Annotated in this window: 19 protein-coding genes; 10 read left to right on the forward strand and 9 right to left on the reverse strand. The window is 73.0% G+C overall.

Annotated features, from left to right (window positions below):
* Window positions 1–44: 44 nt before the first annotated feature.
* The 3 genes from leuC (at window position 45) to D7044_RS21445 (ending at window position 2,914) form a co-directional block, all read left to right on the forward strand.
* A complete protein-coding gene (leuC, locus tag D7044_RS21435; RefSeq protein WP_120677365.1) occupies window positions 45–1,490 on the forward strand; it encodes a 3-isopropylmalate dehydratase large subunit in 1,446 nt (481 codons plus the stop codon).
* A 13-nt stretch (window positions 1,491–1,503) separates the two neighbouring features.
* Complete coding sequence (gene leuD, locus D7044_RS21440) at window positions 1,504–2,091, forward strand: 3-isopropylmalate dehydratase small subunit (RefSeq protein WP_120677363.1); 588 nt, start codon at window positions 1,504–1,506, stop codon at window positions 2,089–2,091.
* A gap of 172 nt (window positions 2,092–2,263) precedes the next feature.
* Complete coding sequence (locus tag D7044_RS21445) at window positions 2,264–2,914, forward strand: HU family DNA-binding protein (RefSeq protein ID WP_199716717.1); 651 nt, start codon at window positions 2,264–2,266, stop codon at window positions 2,912–2,914.
* A gap of 88 nt (window positions 2,915–3,002) precedes the next feature.
* Here D7044_RS21445 and D7044_RS21450 read toward each other — a convergent pair whose 3' ends face one another.
* From D7044_RS21450 to cofC, 4 genes are all read right to left on the reverse strand, one after another.
* Window positions 3,003–3,872, reverse strand: a complete 870-nt coding sequence (locus D7044_RS21450) for an NUDIX hydrolase (protein WP_120677359.1) — start codon at window positions 3,870–3,872, stop codon at window positions 3,003–3,005.
* A gap of 105 nt (window positions 3,873–3,977) precedes the next feature.
* Window positions 3,978–6,287 (reverse strand): RNA degradosome polyphosphate kinase, encoded by a 2,310-nt coding sequence (locus tag D7044_RS21455; protein ID WP_120677357.1) that lies wholly within the window; start codon window positions 6,285–6,287, stop codon window positions 3,978–3,980.
* A 54-nt stretch (window positions 6,288–6,341) separates the two neighbouring features.
* A complete protein-coding gene (locus D7044_RS21460; RefSeq protein ID WP_120677355.1) occupies window positions 6,342–6,539 on the reverse strand; it encodes a cold-shock protein in 198 nt (65 codons plus the stop codon).
* 26 nt (window positions 6,540–6,565) lie between these two features.
* Window positions 6,566–7,204 (reverse strand): 2-phospho-L-lactate guanylyltransferase, encoded by a 639-nt coding sequence (gene cofC, locus D7044_RS21465; RefSeq protein WP_233565075.1) that lies wholly within the window; start codon window positions 7,202–7,204, stop codon window positions 6,566–6,568.
* A 128-nt stretch (window positions 7,205–7,332) separates the two neighbouring features.
* Here cofC and D7044_RS21470 point away from each other — a divergent pair, with 128 nt between their 5' ends.
* The 5 genes from D7044_RS21470 (at window position 7,333) to D7044_RS21490 (ending at window position 12,402) form a co-directional block, all read left to right on the forward strand.
* Window positions 7,333–8,064 (forward strand): lysophospholipid acyltransferase family protein, encoded by a 732-nt coding sequence (locus tag D7044_RS21470; protein ID WP_120677351.1) that lies wholly within the window; start codon window positions 7,333–7,335, stop codon window positions 8,062–8,064.
* A 76-nt stretch (window positions 8,065–8,140) separates the two neighbouring features.
* On the forward strand, window positions 8,141–9,157 hold the full coding sequence (locus tag D7044_RS21475; protein ID WP_120690024.1) for an NAD(P)H-dependent glycerol-3-phosphate dehydrogenase: 1,017 nt from the start codon (window positions 8,141–8,143) through the stop codon (window positions 9,155–9,157).
* 7 nt (window positions 9,158–9,164) lie between these two features.
* Entirely contained in the window at window positions 9,165–10,286 is a 1,122-nt protein-coding gene (locus D7044_RS21480) for a cystathionine gamma-lyase (protein WP_120690025.1), read from the forward strand.
* A 161-nt stretch (window positions 10,287–10,447) separates the two neighbouring features.
* Window positions 10,448–11,236, forward strand: a complete 789-nt coding sequence (locus tag D7044_RS21485) for a putative protein N(5)-glutamine methyltransferase (protein WP_120690026.1) — start codon at window positions 10,448–10,450, stop codon at window positions 11,234–11,236.
* 116 nt (window positions 11,237–11,352) lie between these two features.
* Window positions 11,353–12,402, forward strand: a complete 1,050-nt coding sequence (locus D7044_RS21490; RefSeq protein ID WP_120677841.1) for an ROK family protein — start codon at window positions 11,353–11,355, stop codon at window positions 12,400–12,402.
* A 286-nt stretch (window positions 12,403–12,688) separates the two neighbouring features.
* Here D7044_RS21490 and D7044_RS21495 read toward each other — a convergent pair whose 3' ends face one another.
* Window positions 12,689–12,889: a DUF397 domain-containing protein gene (locus D7044_RS21495; protein ID WP_120677343.1), complete on the reverse strand. Its 201-nt coding sequence runs from the start codon at window positions 12,887–12,889 to the stop codon at window positions 12,689–12,691.
* 5 nt (window positions 12,890–12,894) lie between these two features.
* Window positions 12,895–13,740 (reverse strand): helix-turn-helix domain-containing protein, encoded by an 846-nt coding sequence (locus D7044_RS21500; protein ID WP_120677341.1) that lies wholly within the window; start codon window positions 13,738–13,740, stop codon window positions 12,895–12,897.
* 279 nt (window positions 13,741–14,019) lie between these two features.
* On the opposite strand from D7044_RS21500, the gene D7044_RS21505 reads away from it, so the two are divergent.
* Window positions 14,020–14,238: a hypothetical protein gene (locus tag D7044_RS21505; protein WP_120677339.1), complete on the forward strand. Its 219-nt coding sequence runs from the start codon at window positions 14,020–14,022 to the stop codon at window positions 14,236–14,238.
* Between the two features lie 58 nt (window positions 14,239–14,296).
* Here the strand turns inward: D7044_RS21505 and D7044_RS21510 are convergent, their stop codons facing one another.
* Window positions 14,297–15,586 (reverse strand): ATP-binding protein, encoded by a 1,290-nt coding sequence (locus tag D7044_RS21510; protein WP_120677337.1) that lies wholly within the window; start codon window positions 15,584–15,586, stop codon window positions 14,297–14,299.
* Window positions 15,587–15,786: 200 nt separating this feature from the next.
* Between D7044_RS21510 and D7044_RS21515 the strand changes: the two genes are divergently transcribed.
* Window positions 15,787–16,893: a D-alanine--D-alanine ligase family protein gene (locus D7044_RS21515; RefSeq protein WP_120677335.1), complete on the forward strand. Its 1,107-nt coding sequence runs from the start codon at window positions 15,787–15,789 to the stop codon at window positions 16,891–16,893.
* A 59-nt stretch (window positions 16,894–16,952) separates the two neighbouring features.
* Here the strand turns inward: D7044_RS21515 and D7044_RS21520 are convergent, their stop codons facing one another.
* Together D7044_RS21520 and D7044_RS21525 are read right to left on the reverse strand one after the other, a co-directional pair.
* Window positions 16,953–17,588 (reverse strand): DUF3515 family protein, encoded by a 636-nt coding sequence (locus D7044_RS21520; protein WP_233565080.1) that lies wholly within the window; start codon window positions 17,586–17,588, stop codon window positions 16,953–16,955.
* Between the two features lie 9 nt (window positions 17,589–17,597).
* A complete protein-coding gene (locus D7044_RS21525; RefSeq protein WP_120328532.1) occupies window positions 17,598–17,831 on the reverse strand; it encodes an Lrp/AsnC ligand binding domain-containing protein in 234 nt (77 codons plus the stop codon).
* Window positions 17,832–17,915: the final 84 nt, after the last annotated feature.

Here is a 17,915-nt window from a genome sequence, read left to right on the forward strand (position 1 = left end):
GTCCCACAAGCCGAAACATACCTCCCAGAATTTAGGATGTCCAGATGGTGGGAGTCACTGCTGAGCCGAGGACCCTGGCCGAGAAGGTCTGGGACGCGCACGTCGTACGGGCCGCCGCCGGTGAACCGGATCTGCTCTACATCGACCTGCACCTCCTGCACGAGGTGACCAGCCCGCAGGCGTTCGACGGACTGCGTCTCGCCGGCCGCCGGGTGCGCCGCACCGACCTGACGATCGCGACCGAGGATCACAACACCCCGACCGGTTACGCCGACCCGGCCTTCCGTCGGCGCCGCGGCGACCTGCTCACCGTCGCCGACCCGACCTCGCGGACGCAGCTGGAGACGCTGCGCGCCAACTGCGCCGAGTTCGGGGTCCGGCTGCACCCGCTCGGGGACGAGAACCAGGGCATCGTGCACGTCATCGGTCCGCAGCTCGGGCTCACCCAGCCCGGCATGACCATCGTCTGCGGCGACTCGCACACCGCCACCCACGGCGCCTTCGGTGCGCTCGCCTTCGGTATCGGTACCAGCGAGGTCGAGCACGTCCTGGCCACCCAGACGTTGCCGCAGGGCCGGCCCAGGACGATGGCCGTGAACGTGACCGGACGGCTCGCCCCCGGCGTCACCGCCAAGGACCTGGTGCTCGCGCTGATCGCGCAGGTGGGCACCGGCGGCGGACGCGGGCACATCGTCGAGTACCGCGGCGAGGCCATCCGTGCTCTCTCCATGGAGGGCCGCATGACCATCGCCAACATGTCCATCGAGTGGGGCGCCAAGGCCGGCATGATCGCGCCCGACGAGACGACCTTCGCGTACCTCGAGGGGCGGCCGAACGCGCCCCAGGGCGCCGACTGGGACGCGGCAGTCGCCTACTGGCGGACGCTGCCCACCGACGAGGGGGCGGCCTTCGACAAGGAGGTGACCCTGGACGCCAGCCAGGTGACCCCCTTCGTCACCTGGGGCACCAACCCGGGCCAGGGCGCCCCGCTCAGCGCGCGGGTGCCGGATCCGGAGCAGTTCGGCACGGACTCCGAGCGGGCCGCGGCCCGGCGGGCGCTGGAGTACATGGACCTGCGCCCCGGCACGTCGCTGCGGGACCTGCCGATCGACGTGGTGTTCGTCGGCTCGTGCACCAACGGCCGGATCGAGGACCTGCGCGCCGCCGCCGACGTGCTGCGCGGGCGGAAGGTGGCCGGCGGCGTGCGGATGCTCGTGGTGCCCGGCTCCGCGGCCGTTCGGGAGGCGGCCGAATCGGAGGGGCTGGACAAGGTCTTCGCCGACGCCGGCGCCGAGTGGCGCTTCGCCGGATGCTCCATGTGTCTGGGCATGAATCCCGACACGTTGAAGCCGGGCGAGCGGTCCGCCTCCACCTCCAACCGCAACTTCGAGGGCCGCCAGGGTCGGGGCGGGCGCACCCACCTGGTCTCCCCGCCGGTAGCCGCCGCCACCGCCGTGGCGGGCCGGCTGGCCGCCCCCGCCGACCTGTGAAGGGATCACGCTGATGGAGAGCTTCACCACCCACACCGGTACCGCGGTTCCGCTCCGGCGTTCCAATGTGGATACCGATCAGATCATTCCGGCCGTGTACCTCAAGCGGGTGACCCGGACCGGTTTCGCCGACGGTCTCTTCAGCGCCTGGCGGGAAGATCCGGAATTCGTGCTCAACGATCAAACGTATTCCGGTGCGTCGATTCTCGTGGCCGGTCCGGAGTTCGGCACCGGCTCCTCCCGAGAGCACGCGGTCTGGGCGCTGCGCGACTGGGGGTTCCGTGCGGTGATCTCCCCACGCTTCGGTGACATCTTCCGGGGCAACGCTCTCAAGGAGGGCCTGTTGCCGGTCGAGTTGGAATTGAAGGCGGTCGAGGAGTTGTGGGATCTCGTCGAGTCGGAACCGGGTACCCCGGTCACCGTCGACCTGACTGCCCGGGAGGTCCGTGCCGGGGACGCCACCTGGTCGTTCCCGCTGGACGACTTCAGCCGCTGGCGGCTCATGGAGGGCTTGGATGACATTGGACTCACCCTCCGGCACGGGGGCGAGATCGATGCCTACGAGGCGTCCCGGCCGCCGTTCCTGCCGTCCGTGGCGTAGCCGCAGATCCGAGGCGTAGAAGCGATTCGCCCCCACCGGCCCGGCCGGTGGGGGCGAATTCGTTGCGACACAAGGGCTTTTTTCGACCGAATGTTTGTGTCCAGGCAGCACAGGGCATACCGTGCGCGCAGAATGGCTCGCGTCGAGTCAGTTGCACAATCGGGAGGAAGTCGTGAACAAGGCCGAGCTCATCGAGGCGCTCGCCGTTCGCCTGGGAGACCGGAAGATGGCGACGGCCGCGCTCGACGCGGTCCTCGCTGAGGTCCAGGCGGCGGTCACCAAGGGCGAGAAGGTGGCGATCACCGGTTTCGGAGCGTTCGAAAAGCGCGTACGGGGCGCGCGAACAGCCCGGAACCCCCGGACCGGCGAGGCGGTGAAGGTCAAGAAGACATCCGTCCCGACCTTCCGCGCCGGCGCCGGCTTCAAGGAGATGGTGGCCAGCGGCAAGGTGCCGAAGGCCACGGCCGCAGCCAAGAAGACCACCACGGCCGCCAAGACCACCGGGACCAAGGCCACCAAGGCCACCAAGGCCACCACCGCCAAGGCCACCACCGCCAAGGCCACCCGCGCCAAGGCGACCGGGACCAAGACCACCGCGGCGGCGAAGAAGACCACGGCGGCGAAGAAGACCGCGACCAAGGCCACCAAGACCACGGCGGCCACCAAGAAGGCCACGCCGGCGCGGAAGACCGCAGCGGCGGGCCGTACGGCCGCGGCGAAGAAGACCACCGCGGCGGCCAAGAGCACGACGGCGAAGAAGGCGCCGGCGAAGAAAACGGCGGCCAAGAAGGCCCCGGCCAAGAAGGCAGCCAGCCGGCGCTGACCGGTCGGCACGAAGGGCGTCCACCCCGGTGGTGGGCGCCCTTCGGCATACCTGGGGCCCGGCGCGGCGGCGCCCGAAGCCCCGGAAGTCAGAGCGGCTCGGCGGCGAGCAGTGCGTCGCCCGCGAACGCCAGCAGCCAGCCGCCGCCCTTCGGGGTGGTGAAGTCCGCCCCGACGCGTCCGGTGAGCTGCTCCAGGGCCCCCGGAATCACCTTGCCCTGGCTGCACACCGCCGCATTCCCGCCGCCGCCCGCCAGGTCCAGCAGACGGGCGGCGAGGGCGAGGGAACGCTCGTCGCGCTGTTGGCCGGCCCGCGGCTCGTCCAGGTCGCCGCAGACCTCGATCGGCAGATCCAGCCGGGTGGCTGCCGGATCCAGGGTCTGCACGCAGCGCCGGGGCGAGGCGGAGAGCAGCCGTTGCGGGCGGACGAGCGCCACCAGCTCGGCCAGCGCGTACGCCTGAGCCCAGCCCTCGGCGTCGAGCGGGCGCGCGGTGTCCGGGCCAATTCCGGTGCCCCGCCTGCCCGCGTGGCCGTGCCGGACCAGCAGCACGGTCGCGGTCACCGGCGGAAGCGCCGCGAACGCGGCCAGCACCTCGGCGTCGTGCGGATAGCTGACCAGCCGGGCCGCCTCGTCCACCGGCAGCCAACGCACCTCGTCGACCTCGGTGTCGGGCTGGAAACCGCCGCTCGCCGCCGCCCGCATCGACCAGTAGTCGACGACCTTGGGACGCCCCTCGCTGCGGTAGTGCGCGGATGGCAGCCGGACCTGCGGCACCCCCCGCACATCCGACTCCTCGGCCACCTCGCGAACCGCGGCGGCGAGCGGGTGCTCGGTCGGCTCCAGCTTTCCCTTCGGCAGCGTCCAGTCGCCGTAGCGCGGCCGGTGCACGATGCACACCTCGGTCCCGCCGGGACGCGGTCGCCACGGAACCCCGCCGGCCGCACGGATCTCGGTCATCGCGGCCCGCCGGCCCGCGTGGACCCGGCCCGTGGTCGCACCCGCGAAGTCACGACGGACGGCGTACGGTGCTGGCCCATTCCGTCAGCCTATGCCCCGCCGCGGTCAGCCCGGGGCGCCACCAGCCCGCTCCAGCAGCAGTTCCTGGAGATGGGTCAGCGGTTCGGCAGGGGTGCCCGTCCGGTGCGTCCAGGTGCCGTCGCCGGCCAGCTCGAACGCGTCCAGCTCCGGGCTCATCGCGGCGCTCAGTACGTGGTCCAGCTCGGCCCGGGCGACCGGGTCGGTCACCTTCACCAGCGCCTCGACGCGCCGGTCCAGGTTCCGGTGCATCAGGTCCGCCGAACCGATCCAGAACTCGGCGTCGCCGTTGTTGCCGAACCGGAAGACCCGGGAATGCTCCAGGAAACGGCCGAGGATCGAACGGACCCGGATGTTCTCCGACAGCCCCGGCACCCCGGGCCGCAGCGTGCACATCCCACGGATCAGCAGGTCGACGTGGACGCCGGCCTGGGAGGCGCGGTAGAGCGCGTCGGTGATGGCCTCGTCGACCAGCGCGTTCACCTTGAACTGGACCAGTCCGGGCATGCCCAGCCGGACGTGGGCGATCTCCCGCTCGATCCGTTCGATGAGCCCGCGGCGGATCCCCTGCGGCGCCACCAGCAGCCGGCGGTACGCGGTCTGCCGGCTGTAGCCGGTCAGGACGTTGAACAGGTCGGTCAGGTCGGCACCGATCTCCGGGTCGGCGGTGAGCATGCCGAAGTCCTCGTAGAGCCGGGCCGTCTTCGGGTGGTAGTTGCCGGTGCCGATGTGGCAGTAGCGGCGGATCTGGTTGCCCTCCTGCCGCACCACCAGCGCGGTCTTGCAGTGCGTCTTGAGCCCCACCAGGCCGTAGACGACGTGGCAGCCGGCCCGCTCCAGCGTCCGCGCCCACCCGATGTTCGCCACCTCGTCGAAGCGGGCCTTCACCTCCACCAGCACCACCACCTGCTTGCCCGCCGCCGCGGCGTCGACCAGGGCGTCGACGATGGGGGAGTCGCCGCTGGTGCGGTAGAGGGTCTGCTTGATGGCCAGCACGTTCGGGTCGGCGGCGGCCTGCTCGATGAAGCGCTGCACGCTGGTGGCGAACGAGTGGTACGGGTGGTGCACCAGCACGTCCCCGTCGCGCAGGGTGGCGAAGACGCTGCGCGGCACCTCGCCCTCGGTGAGCCGCGGATGGGTGGCCGGCACGAACGGCTTCTCCTTCAGGTCCGGCCGATCCGCCTCCTCGTAGAGCTGCCAGAGCGCGGAGAGGTCGAGCAGGCCGGGCACCCGCAGCACGTCCTGCTCGTCCATGTCCAGTTCGCGTACGAGCAGGTCGAGCATGTTGTCGCTGATCGAGGCGGCGGCCTCCAGCCGTACCGGCGGACCGAACCGCCGCCGCGCCAGCTCCCGCTCCAGCGCCTGGAGCAGGTCCTCGTCCCGGTCCTCGTCGACCTCCACCTCGGCGTTGCGGGTCACCCGGAACAGGTGGCACTCGACCACCTGCATGCCGGAGAAGAGCTGGCCGAGGTGCACCGAGATCAGGTCCTCCACCGGCAGCATCCGTACGCCCGGCTCGTTGCGCTGCACCCGGACGAAGCGGGGCACGTTGTTCGGCACCTTCACCCGGGCGAAGAGCTCCGACCCGCCGTCCGGGTCACGGACCGCCACGGCCAGGTTCAGGGAGCGGCCCGAGATGTACGGGAACGGGTGCGCGGGGTCGACCGCCAGCGGCGTGAGCACCGGAAAGATCTGCTCCCGGAAGTACGCGCGCAGCCGGTCCCGCTCCGTGTCACCCAGCTCGCTCCAGCGCATCACGCGGATGTTCTCGTCCGCGAGCTTCGGCAGCACGTCGTCGACGAAGGTCGCGGCGTGCCGAGCCGCCAGGCTCGAACTCGCCTCGGCGATCGTCGCCAACTGGGTGCGCAGTGGCATCCGGTCGCCGCCGCGAACCGGCAGCCCGGCCTGCAGGCGGCGCTTCAGCCCGGCGACCCGGACCATGTAGAACTCGTCCAGGTTGCTGGCGAAGATGGCCAGGAACTTCGCGCGTTCCAGCAGCGGGGTGCGCGGGTCCTCGGCGAGGGCGAGCACCCGGGCGTTGAAGTCGAGCCAGGAGAGCTCCCGGTTGAGGAACCGGTCCTCGGGCAGCGGTGGCGCCGCCGGAGGATCCTGCCGGGGCGCCGTGGCGTCCACCGGCCCCGGGGTGGAGACCGGGTCGAGCACCTCCTCCAACCCGCTCGACGCGGCCGCCGCGTCCGCCTCGGGCGTCTCGGCCTGGGCGTACTCGGCGGGACGTCCGGGCCGGAAGCGGCCGTCGACGCCGCGCAGACGGGCACCGTTGCGGGCCACGGCCTCATCGGTGGCGGGCGGGTCGGTCTCCTCGCGAGGGGTGCTCACCTGCTCATAATCACCCGATTCGGGTGAACGCAAAATGAACTTGGCGACGACTGGTCAGATCATCGTCGGCAACGTCACCCGTACCACCGCGCCGGACGCATCGGTCTCCACCCGGACCCGCTGACCCAGGCGGAGCAGGCGCAGCCCGGAGGCGTCGAAGGCGCGCGCCGGGAAGGGCAGCTCGGTGCCGTCGTCGAGGAGCAGCAGGCCGCTGCGGGTCGACGCGTCGTAGGTGGCCACCGTGCCCTGCATGCGAGCACCGTACACCGGGGTGGCCGTCAACCGGCCGCGGCGGCGTGGTCGACGGTGAGCGCGGCGGTGCGCGGTCCCAGCCCGAGCCGGGCCGCGGCCGCGAGGTCCGCGGGCGTGTCCACGTCGCGTCGCAGGCTCGGCCACCCGCCGGTCAGCGGCAACGCCCCGCTCGCGGCGTGCGCCGCCGCCGAGCGCACCCCGAAGCGGGGCTCCAACGCCAGGCCCGGCGGCGCGGTGAGCAGCACCGTCCCGTCGCCCGGCGCGTCGGCCACGTAGCGCCGAACCGGCGGGCCGTCCTGCGCGACACGCAGCGCGTCGGCCAGTTCGGCCGGGCGCAACGCCGGCAGGTCGGCGGTGAGGCCGGCCACCCAACCCGGGCCGGCGATGTCCGCCCCGTAGCTGAATGCGGCGTTCAGCCCGGCGGCCGGCAGATCCGGCAGCACCCGCGCGCCCAGTTCCCGGGCGAGCGCGCCGACCCGGACGTCGTCGGTGACGAGGAGCACGTCGGCGACGAGCGGGCAGGCCCGCGCCGCGCGGACCGTGTCGGCCGCCAGGGCCAGCGCCAGCTCCTCGTGCGGTACGCCCGGCAGCGCCCCCCGCAGGCGACTCTTCGCCGCCGTCAGGGGCTTCGCCGGCACCACCAGGGCCCACTTCGGCTGACTCACGCCACAATCCTGCCAGCTGGTTGTCGGCACCCTCGCTGGCCCGCACCACGGGGGAGCAGGCATGATTTCGCTGCGGGTAGCGCCGGCGGTCCGGTGCGCGGTCCCGAGAGCGGCACGAGGAGGCGCGGGTGGCACGGCGGAGACTGGGATTCTGGCCACGGTTGGCCGCGGTGCTGGTGAAGCCCACCCTGACGGTCTGGACCCGGCGGACCTGGCGGGGCATGGAGCACCTGCCCCGCGAGGGCGGTGTGATCATCGTGGCGAACCACCTGTCGCACGCCGACCCGCTGGTCTCCGCGCACTTCATCTTCGACTCCGGCCGCTGGCCGCAGTACCTGGCGAAGGCCAGCCTGTTCCGGATCCCGGTGGTCGGGTGGATCCTGCACCGGTGCCGGCAGATCCCGGTGGAGCGCGGCACCGTGGACGCGGCGCGTTCGCTCGCGACGCTGGTCAAGGCGGTCGAGGCCGGCGGCGCCGTGGTCATCTACCCGGAGGGCACCACCAGTCGGGAACCGGAGCTGTGGCCGATGCGGGGCAAGACCGGCGCGGCCCGGCTCGCGCTGGCCACCGGCGCCCCGGTCGTCCCGATCGCCATGTGGGGTCCGGAGCAGATGTTCGATCCGCGGACCAGCAAGGTCGGGCTGCGGCCGCGGATTCCGGTGACCGTGGTGGCGGGCCCGCCGATCGACCTGAGCCGGTGGAGCGGCGCCGCTCCCAGCCGCACCACCCTCGAAGAGGTCAGCGACACGATCATGCTGCGCCTGCGGGACATGCTCGCCGAGATCCGTGGCGGCACACCGCCGCCGCTCTGGGAGCGGTCGCCCCGTGCGCAGCGCCAGCAGCAGGGCGGGGCGGCGTGAGCGAGCGCAGCGAGCGAACCATCAGGCACAGCAGCGGGGCGCCTCGCGCCGCCGCGAAGCGGAGCGGAGCGGCGGCGTGAGCGAGCGGAGCGGACATGTCGCGGTGCTCGGGGCGGGCTCCTGGGGCACCGCGTTCGCCAAGATCCTCGCCGACGCCGGCCGTGAAGTGACCATCTGGGCGCGGCGGCAGCCGGTCGCCGACACGCTGCGGACGCAGCGGCGCAACCCGGAGTACCTGCCGCACCTGGTCCTGCCCGAGCGGGTGACCGCGACCACTGACGCGGCCGAGGCGATCACCGGCGCCGAGCTGGTCGTGCTCGCCGTGCCGTCCCAGACGTTGCGCGCCAACCTCGCCGAGTGGGCCGGGCACGTGCACCCCGACGCCACGTTGGTGTCGTTGATGAAGGGCATCGAGCTCGGCACCACCAAGCGGATGAGCGAGGTGATCGTCGAGGCCGCCGGGGTGCCGGCGCACCGGGTCGTGGTCGTCTCCGGCCCCAATCTCGCGCCGGAGATCGCCGCCGAGCAGCCGGCCGCGACCGTGGTGGCCGGTACGGACGGCGGGCGTACCGCGCTCGTGCAGTCGTCGATCCGGACGCCGTACCTGCGCCCCTACACGAACGACGACGTGGTCGGCTGCGAGCTGGGCGGGGCGGTGAAGAACGTGATCGCACTGTCGTACGGCATCGCCACCGCGATGGGCTTCGGCGACAACACCCGGGCGATGCTGATGACCCGGGGCCTCGCCGAGACCGCCCGGCTGGGCGTGGCCCTCGGGGCGGACCCGATCACCTTCGCGGGCCTCGCCGGCATGGGTGACCTGGTCGCCTCCTGCTCCTCGCCGCTGGCCCGCAACCGGACCTTCGGCGAGCACCTGGGGCGGGGCGAGACGTTGGAGCAGGCGCAGGCCGCAACCCGGCAGACCGCCGAGGGTGTGAAGAGCTGCCTCTCGATCCGCGACCTGGCCCGGGCGCACGGGGTGGAGATGCCGATCACCGAGCAGGTCGAGCGGATCTGCCACGAGGGGATGGACCCGCGGATCGCCGTGGACACGCTGATGAGCCGCACCGCCAAGCCCGAGTCGTACGAGTGAGGGTCGGATGAGCGAACTGGGGGACGGCACCCGCTGCGTGCACGCCGGGCTGCCCGAGCCGGCGCCGGGGCAGCCCTTCCTGCCCGGGCCGGTCTTCGCCGCGCCGTACCACCTCGATCCGTGGCAGGGCCCGGAGGGCGCACCGAACGGTTACGGCCGCCCGGACAACCCGACCCGGCGGCTGCTGGAGGCCGCGGTGGGGGAGCTGGAGGGGGGCGACTGCCGGGTCTTCGCCAGCGGGCAGGCCGCGATCACCGGTCTGCTGCTCACCGTGCTGCGCCCGGGTGACACGGTGCTGCTGCCGGCCGATGGGTACTTCCCGGTCCGGGCCTTCGCCACCGACACGCTGGAGGCCGTCGGCGTACGGGTGCTGTTCGTGCCGACGGCGGGGCCGTACCCGTCGCTCGACGGGGTCCGGCTCGTGCTGGTGGAGACCCCGGCGAACCCGGGGCTGGACGTGGTCGACGTGGCGGCTCTGGCCGACCGGGCGCGGGCTGCGGGCGCGCTGCTGGCGGTGGACAACACCACCGCCACGCCGCTCGGCCAGCGGCCGCTGGAGCTCGGCGCGGACGTGGTGGTGGCCTCGGGCACGAAGGCGCTCACCGGCCACTCCGACCTGCTCCTCGGCTACGTGGCCAGTCGGTCGACCGAGCTGATCGAGGCGGTCACGAAGTGGCGTACCACCACCGGGGCGATTCCGGGCGCCTTCGACGCGTGGCTGGCGCACCGGTCTCTGGCGACCATGGATCTGCGGCTGGGCCGGCAGTCCGCCAACGCCGAGGCGGTCGCCGCGCTGCTCGCCGGCCGCCCGGACGTTACCGGCCTGCGCTGGCCGGGGCGGCCGGAGGACCCGGCGTACCCGGTGGCGTCGACGCAGATGCGCCGGATGCCGGGGGTGCTCTCCTTCGACCTCGGGGACGCCGACCGGGTGGCCCGGTTCGTCGACGCCGCCCGGCTGGTCGTCGCGGCCACCTCCTTCGGCGGTCTGCACACCACCGCGGACCGGCGGGCGCAGTGGGGGGACGACACCTCCGCGGGCTTCGTCCGGCTCTCCTGCGGCGTGGAGGACACCGCCGATCTGGTGGCCGACATCGCGGCCGCGCTGGACGCGGCGGGCCCGACCGGCTGAGCGAGGCCGGGGCGGGTTATCGTTCCGGGTGGCCCGTGCCGGGCCCCGATCCGAGGAGGTGAGTCCGATCCGACCGTCAGCAGGACCGGCGCTCCCCTCCGAGCCCACGCCGCACCGTTAGCGGCCACCGGGGGCGCCGACGAGCATCCCCGGAGGTTCCCATGACCGTGCCCTTCCACGTCGATCGTTCCGCCCTGGTACGGCAGCTGCGTGCCGCCGGCTGCGTCTACGCCGAGGACGAGGCGCGACTGCTGCTCGACGCCGCCGATTCCCCGTCCGCGCTCGCCGACCTCGTCGCCCGCCGGATCGCCGGTGAGCCGTTGGAGCATCTGCTCGGCTGGGCCGAGTTCTGCGGGCTGCGGGTCGCCGTCGACCCCGGGGTGTTCGTGCCCCGTGGGCGTACCGCCCTGCTGGTGGACGTGGCGGCGGAGCTGGCCGGCCCGTCCGCCTCCGTGGTGGATCTCTGCTGCGGCTCGGGGGCGACCACGCTCGCGTTGGCGCGGCGGCTCGCCCCACGCCGGCTCGCCGCCGTCGACATCGATCCGGGGGCGGTGGCCTGCGCCCGACGTAACCTCGCCGGCCTGGCCGTCCCGGTGTTCGCGGGCGACCTGTTCGCACCGTTGCCGCCGCAGTGGCAGGGCCGGCTGGACCTGGTCGTGGCGAACGCCCCGTACGTGCCGACGTCGGCGGTGGCGCTGATGCCGCAGGAGGCGCGCCTGCACGAGGTGCCGGTGGCGCTCGACGGCGGTCCGGACGGGCTCTCCGTGCTGCGCCGGGTGGCGGCCGGTGCGGCCCGCTGGCTCGCACCCGGTGGGCACCTGGTGGTGGAGGCCGCCGAGGGGCAGGTCGAGGAGCTCGGCGCGCAGTTCCGGGCGGCCGGGCTGGTGCCACGGGTGTGGCAGGACGAGGAACGGGACGCCACGGCGGTGTCCGGCCGCCGCCCGGACTGAGCCCGCACCCGCCGGGGTGTCTCGGTCGTCCGACCTGGCAGGGGGCGTCCGGCGTCTGGTGGGCCGTTCGAGATCGAACTAGCCTCTGATCAGGTTTCGCTGGGGGAGGGGTGGGCGTGGGTAGCGCAGGGGTGCCGGTGGTGGTCGGGCTGGACAACGGTGGGAGCAACAACAACGCCACAGTCCTGACCGCGGACGGTCGGTTCCTGGTGGACGAGCTGGTGGAGATACCGAGCGAGGTGCACGCCGGGCCGGAGGCGGCGATCGAGGCGCTGGCCCGCGCGCTGGACGGCGTACTGGCCCACACCGGGGTGCCGCGCGAGCTGGTGCGCGCGGTGGGGCTGGACACTCCCGGCCCGGCCAGCGCGACCGGTGTGATCTCCTCACGCGGGTCGACCAACTTCTCCGAACCGGCCTGGCGGGGCTTCGACGTGCGCGGGGCGCTCGAACGGCGGCTCGGCCTGCCGGTGACGTACCACAACGACGGCAACGCCGCCGCGCTCTACGCGCATCACGTCCACTTCGGAGCCGACGCGATGCTCCGGTCGTCGGTCTCCGCGATCGTGGGGACCGGTCTCGGCGGGGGCGTGGTGGAGAGCGGTCGGGTGGTGGCCGGGGCGGCCGGGATGGCGGGCGAGCTGGGCCACGTGCACATCCCGCTCACCGGGCTGCTCGCCCCGGATCAGCCCGTGCCGGCCTGTGCCTGCGGGTTCGACGGGGACGTGGAGAGCGTCGCCTCGCTGACCGCCATCGAGCGCAACCTGCTGCCGTACTGGCTGGGCCGGTATCCCGATCACCCGCTGGCCGGCGAGTCGCCGGGTCGGGCGGCACGGCTGGTCCGCGGCTACGGCGAGCGGGGTGACGAGCTGGCTCGCGCCATCTTCACCCAGCAGGCGATGGCCATCGGCCGGCTCTTCACCATCGCCGCCAACTTCACCGACCCCCACGCGTACTTCGTGGGTGGTGGCGTGGTGGAGGCGGCGCCGGAGTTCCGGGACTGGTTCCTGGCGACCGTTCGTGAGCACACCACGTTGCGTGCGGAGCAGGCCGCCGTGGCCACCTTCGCCCTGGTGCCGGAGCGGGACATGGCGGGCGCGCGGGGCGTGGCAATCGCCGCCCTGGAGGCGTTGCGGGGCGGGCCCGCTCCCGCGCCGGTGATGGCCTGAGGTGGTGCCGGCCGGCCGCCGCCCACCGGCGGCCGGCCCGGCCCACCTGAGGGTGTGCTGGCCGGCCACCGCCCACCGGCGGCCGGCCCGGCCCACCTGAGGGTGTGCTGGCCGGCCACCGCTCACCGGCGGCCGGCCCGGCCCACCTGAGGGTGTGCTGGCCGGCCACCGCCCACCGGCGGCCGGCCCGGCCCACCTAAGGGTGTGCTGGCCGGCCACCGCCCACCGGCGGCCGGCCCGGCCCATGGGTCCCGGCCACCGCCCACCGGTGGCCGGACGCTCAGGGTCAGCGCCGCGGCGGCGCCTGGGCGAACGTGGCCCAGGCCGTCGGCGAGAAGAGCAGCGCCGGGCCGTGCGGGTCCTTGGAGTCGCGTACGGCGACCAGTTCAGGGATCACCGCCACCTCCACGCAGGCGCCCTCGTCGCCGCTGCGGCTGCTCTTGTGCCAGCCGGCCGCGGCCAGGGCCGCGCTGATCGTCGGTGTCATCCGTCCTACCGTCCCTTCAGGAGTTGGAAGAGCTTGGCGCGGCTGTCCGCGGGGCTGAGCGCGACCGTCCGCAGGTGTTCCATGATCTTGGTGCAGGTGCGCAGGTCACCGGGGCCGTCGAGGATCATCTGACCGGCCACCGTCTCCACGGAGGCGATGATCGGGTCCTCCGGGTCGGGGAACTCCAGGATGTGCAGCGATCCCCGGGTGCCCCGGTGGTAGCCGGCGGCGAGGGGGATCACCTGGACGGTGATGTTCGGCAGTTCGGCCATCTTCACCAGGTGCTGTAGCTGGCCCTCCATCGCCGACCGGTCGCCGACCGGTCGCAGCAGCGCACCTTCGTCGATGATGGCGTCGAAGATCGGCGGGGTGTCGGCGGTGAGCCGTTGCTGACGGTCGAGGCGTAGCTTGACGCGCTGCTCGACCTGCTCGTCGCTGAGGGTGTGCGGGCCGCCGCGCATCACGCCGCGGATGTAGTCGGAGGTCTGGAGCAGACCGGGCACCACCGAGGGTTCGAAGTTGGCGATGCCGGTCGCCTCGGCCTCCAGCGCGATGAAGTCGATGGTGCGGCGGTCCAGGAGGTACGAGTAGGACACCCACCAGCCGGGCTTACGCGCGTCCTTGGCCAGCTGCACCGCTGCGGCGATCTCGTCCGGTGCCACGCCGTAGAGCGTGAGCAGGGCGCGCACGGTGGCGGGCTTCACCGGTGACTGGGCGTTCTCGTAGCGCGAGAGCGTGCTGCGGGTGCTGCTGATCTCGTCGGCCGCCGCTTCCAGCGTCAGGCCGGCGGCCTCCCGATGGGTGCGCAGGGCGAGGCCGAGACGGCGGGCGCGAGCGGTCTTCGGAGCCATGCATCGATGGTTGCACACATTGCTGGGAATCGGTACATGAGAGAACGTCGGTGAGAGTTGCATTCACGCCTGTACACCTGTCAATCTGTTACAGCGTCCTCACCGCCGGTTGTCGTGGCGACGGTGGTGGTGAGCGACCGGAGGGGATGGGGCGCGCGGCGGTCGGGTTTCTCCCCCGTACCCGATCGCCGCGTGCCGCGCCGTCCCTGCCTGCCTGGCGGAGGGAGTGAACGTGCGTACCGGTCCGCGAGTCCACCCCGACCACCCCGGGAGTCGGCGATGACCCGCTTCCTGGTGGTGCTGACCGACGTGCGGCCGTCCGAGGTGAGCGGCCGCAACGAGCGGACCTCCCCGGAGCGACGACGTCAGGTCGTCGGCGCCAGCAGCCGTGAGGCGGCCGACCGGATCGCCGGCGCGTTCATGGCGCTGGGCATGGTACGAGCCGGCCGACAGCGGGTGAAGGTGATAGCCGTCGGTCGGCGGCGCTCCCGCGACTGACCACGCCGGACCCGCCGCGGCCCGCGCCCAACCGGAAGCAGGCCGCTCGGTCCACCGGTCAGAGCAGCTTGCGCTGCTTGAGGTACGCGACCAGATCGTCGTAGACGCCGCCCTCGTTGGCGAACATCGCGACGTTGCGCGCGGTGGCCATCCAGGGCCGGGTCGACGGGCGGACCTCCTTCACGGCGCGGTCGAAGTCCCGCTGCTCGATCATGCGCACCTCGCCGCTGCGGACCGAGTCCGCCATCGCGTACTCGGCCGCGGTCTCGCAGAGGTGCGCCAGGTCCGCGCCCGAGTAGTCCTCGGTCGCCGCCACGATCCGGCGCAGGTCGATGCCGGCGATCGGCCGCTCCCGCAGGTGGTACTCGAGCACGGCCGCGCGGGCCTCCGCGTCCGGCGGCAGCACCAGCACGACCCGGTCGAGCCGGCCGGGGCGGCGCAGCGCCGGGTCGACGTCCCACGGGGTGTTCGTGGCGGCCAGCACGAAGACTCCCTCGTTGTTGCCCTCCATGCCGTCCAGCTCGGCGAGGAGCTGATTGCCGAGCGTCCGCATGGAGCTGGAGCTGACCTGCGAACGCTTGTGCCCCAGCGCGTCGATCTCGTCGAGGAAGAGCACGCACGGCGCGTTGCGGCGGGCCGCCTGGAACAGCTCGTGCAGGTTGCGCTCCGAGTTGCCCAACCACATGTCGAGCACGTCCACGATGGAGAGCGAGACGAACTTGGCACCCATCTCGCCGGCCACCGCGCGGGCCAGGAACGTCTTGCCGCAGCCGGGCGGCCCGTAGAGCATCAGCCCGCCGCGCAGGCTCTTGCCGTACATCTTCCGTAGCTGCGGGTTGCGCAGCGGGCCGAGGAAGGCCAGCTCCAGCCGCTCCTTGACGGCCGTCATTCCACCCACGTCGGCCAGCCGGACCGCCGAGGTCTCCACGTCGTACACCCGGTCGTGCTCACCGCCGACCGGCTCCGGCTCGTCGCCGGCCGGGGCGAACCGCGGCGGTACGACGTCGGCCAGTTCCCGCTCGTACTCGGCGAGCGGATTGCTCGCGGCGTCGCCGGAGGCCGGCCGCGTCGACGGCGGTGGCGCGGCCGCCGGCGAGGCTCCGGCTCCGGGCGCCGCGTCCGGGGCGGGCCTCGGCGACGGTACGGAGGACCCGAGCGCGCGTTGCATCAACGCCTGAGCCTCCTCGTTGCCCGGGTCACGGGCGAGCGCCTGACCGGCCTCCGCGATCGCCTCGCCGCCCCGGCCGGCCGCCAGCAGCAGGGTGGCGAGGTGCAGGCGCAGCGGGAGGTCGTCCGGACGGGCGTCGAGGGCGGTCCGCAGGCTGTCGATGAGGGCGTCGGAGCTCACAGCGCAGCAGCGTAGTGGGGTGGCCGGAGGTACGCGCACCCGTGCCGACGCACGACCACTCTGAGTGATTACTCACCGTAAGCGTCAGCTGACCGGATTCGGCGATCACTGCGGCTCGTCCGGTATCACCCGCAGCTCCCCACCACGCACAGTAAGGTCACCGGTGAGCCACCAGCGCCGCCGACCGGAGAGGTGACCCAGTGACCACCCCTGGCAAGACCCGCGTGGCCGTCGTCTTCGGCGGTCGCAGCCCGGAGCACGGCATCTCCTGCGTCAGCGCCGGTGGCGTCATCGGCGCGCTCGACCCGGACGAGTACGAGGTGGTGCCGGTCGGCATCACCCGGGCCGGGCAGTGGGTGCTCACCGGCGGCGACCCGGAACACCTCGCCATCCAGGCCCGGCAGCTGCCGGAGATCACCGCGGAGTCCGGCGTCGACCTGGTGCTGCGCGCCGACCCCACCGGGAACGGGCTGATGGTGCTCGACCAGGCCGAGGGGCCCCGGGCGCTCGCCGACGTGGACGTGGTCTTCCCCGTCCTGCACGGCGCGTACGGCGAGGACGGCACCATCCAGGGCCTGCTGGAGATGGCGGGCATCCCGTACGTCGGGGCGAACGTCTTCGCCTCGGCCGCCGCCATGGACAAGGAGTTCACCAAGAAGCTCTGTGCCGCCGAGGGCATCCCGATCGGCCCGTACGCGGTGCTGCGCAACGGGATGACGTTGAGCGAGGCCGACAAGGAACGGCTGGGCCTGCCGGTCTTCGTCAAGCCGTCGCGGGCCGGGTCGTCCTTCGGCGTCAGCAAGGTGAACGACTGGTCCGAACTGGACGCCGCGGTCGCCGTCGCCCGGGAGATCGACCCGAAGGTGCTCGTCGAGGGTGCCATCGTCGGGCGTGAGGTCGAGTGCGGTGTGCTGGAGGGGGAGGCCGGCGGCAGCCCGGAGGCGTCGGTGCCCGCTGAGGTCCGGCTCGTCGCCGACCACGAGTTCTACGACTTCGAGGCGAAGTACATCGACTCCGCGCAGTCCTGCGAGTACTACGTCCCGGCCGACCTGCCGGAGCGGGTCACCCGCCAGGTCCAGGAGTACGCGATCCGTTCCTTCACCGCGCTCGACTGCTCCGGGCTGGCCCGGGCCGACTTCTTCGTCACGCCGGAGCTGGAGGTCTACCTCAACGAGGTCAACACCATGCCGGGCTTCACCCCGACGTCGATGTTCCCGCAGATGTGGGCCGCGTCGGGGCTGGAGTACCCGAAGCTGGTCGACCGCCTCGTCCGCACCGCCCTCGCCCGGGGCGTCGGCCTGCGCTGACCCTGGCTACCTCCGAGCTCGCGCCACCCCCACCCGTCGGGCACTCGGCCCGGGAGAGGTCAGCGGCTGCAGCCGGCGGGGATGTCGCCGCCGGAGGGCACCGCAGCGACGATCGTGTCCGAGATCGGCGGCACCCACTGCAGCGCCGCCCCGTACTCGCGCGGCACCCGCACCACGATCGCGGTCTCCCGGTCGACGGTGGTGAGCACCGTCGCGTCCGGCTGCTCGTCCGCGTACCAGCAGACCTTGTTGACCGAGTAGACGTCGGAGGTGGGCGGCAGGGCCGGCTCGGTGCCCCCGCAGGCCAGGGAGATGGCCGGGTCGCCGTACGCGGCGTTCTGCTCCGGCCCGGCGGTCACCGGGCGCTGCGGCAGGTCACGGACGGTCGGTGGCAGCTGGGAGAGCAGCGCCCGGCAGAGCGTGGCCGGCCGGGCGGCCAGCGCCGGGGCGGCCATCTCGACCGGTGCGGTCGACTGCGGCCGGGCGGCGGTGGCCGACGGGCTCGGCTCGGGGGCCGGAGCGTCCGGGGCGAGCTGGACGAGGACGAGCACAGCCACCAACAGCGTGACCGGCAGCGCGATCACCGTCGCGATCAGGGCGGCCCGCCGGTTCGTGCCCTCCGGGCCACGCGGGGCGTCCGCGGGCGCCTCGTCGGGCTGCTCGTCGGCGGGGTCCTCGACCGGAGACCGAGTGATCCTGTCCACTTACAGCCGCACCACGGAGCAGGTGAGGGTGCGGGTGATGCCGGGCACCATCTGCACCTTGCTGACGATCAGCTTGCCGAGTTCGTCGACGGTGTTCGCCTCGGTGAGGACGACCACGTCGTACGGGCCGGTGACAGCGTCGACGCGGACCACGCCGGCGAGGTCCGCGATCCGGCCGGCCACGTCACGCGCGCGGCCGACCTCGGTCTGAATGAGGATGTACGCCTGAACCACGACTCGACCTCCCTCCGTCGCCGCGTCGAGCGGCCCGAAGGGTGAAACTACCCTACGGTGCAGGTCCGATCCCTATCGGTGGTC

This window comes from Micromonospora musae (assembly GCF_003626635.1).
In the GTDB taxonomy this organism is placed as follows: domain Bacteria; phylum Actinomycetota; class Actinomycetes; order Mycobacteriales; family Micromonosporaceae; genus Micromonospora; species Micromonospora musae.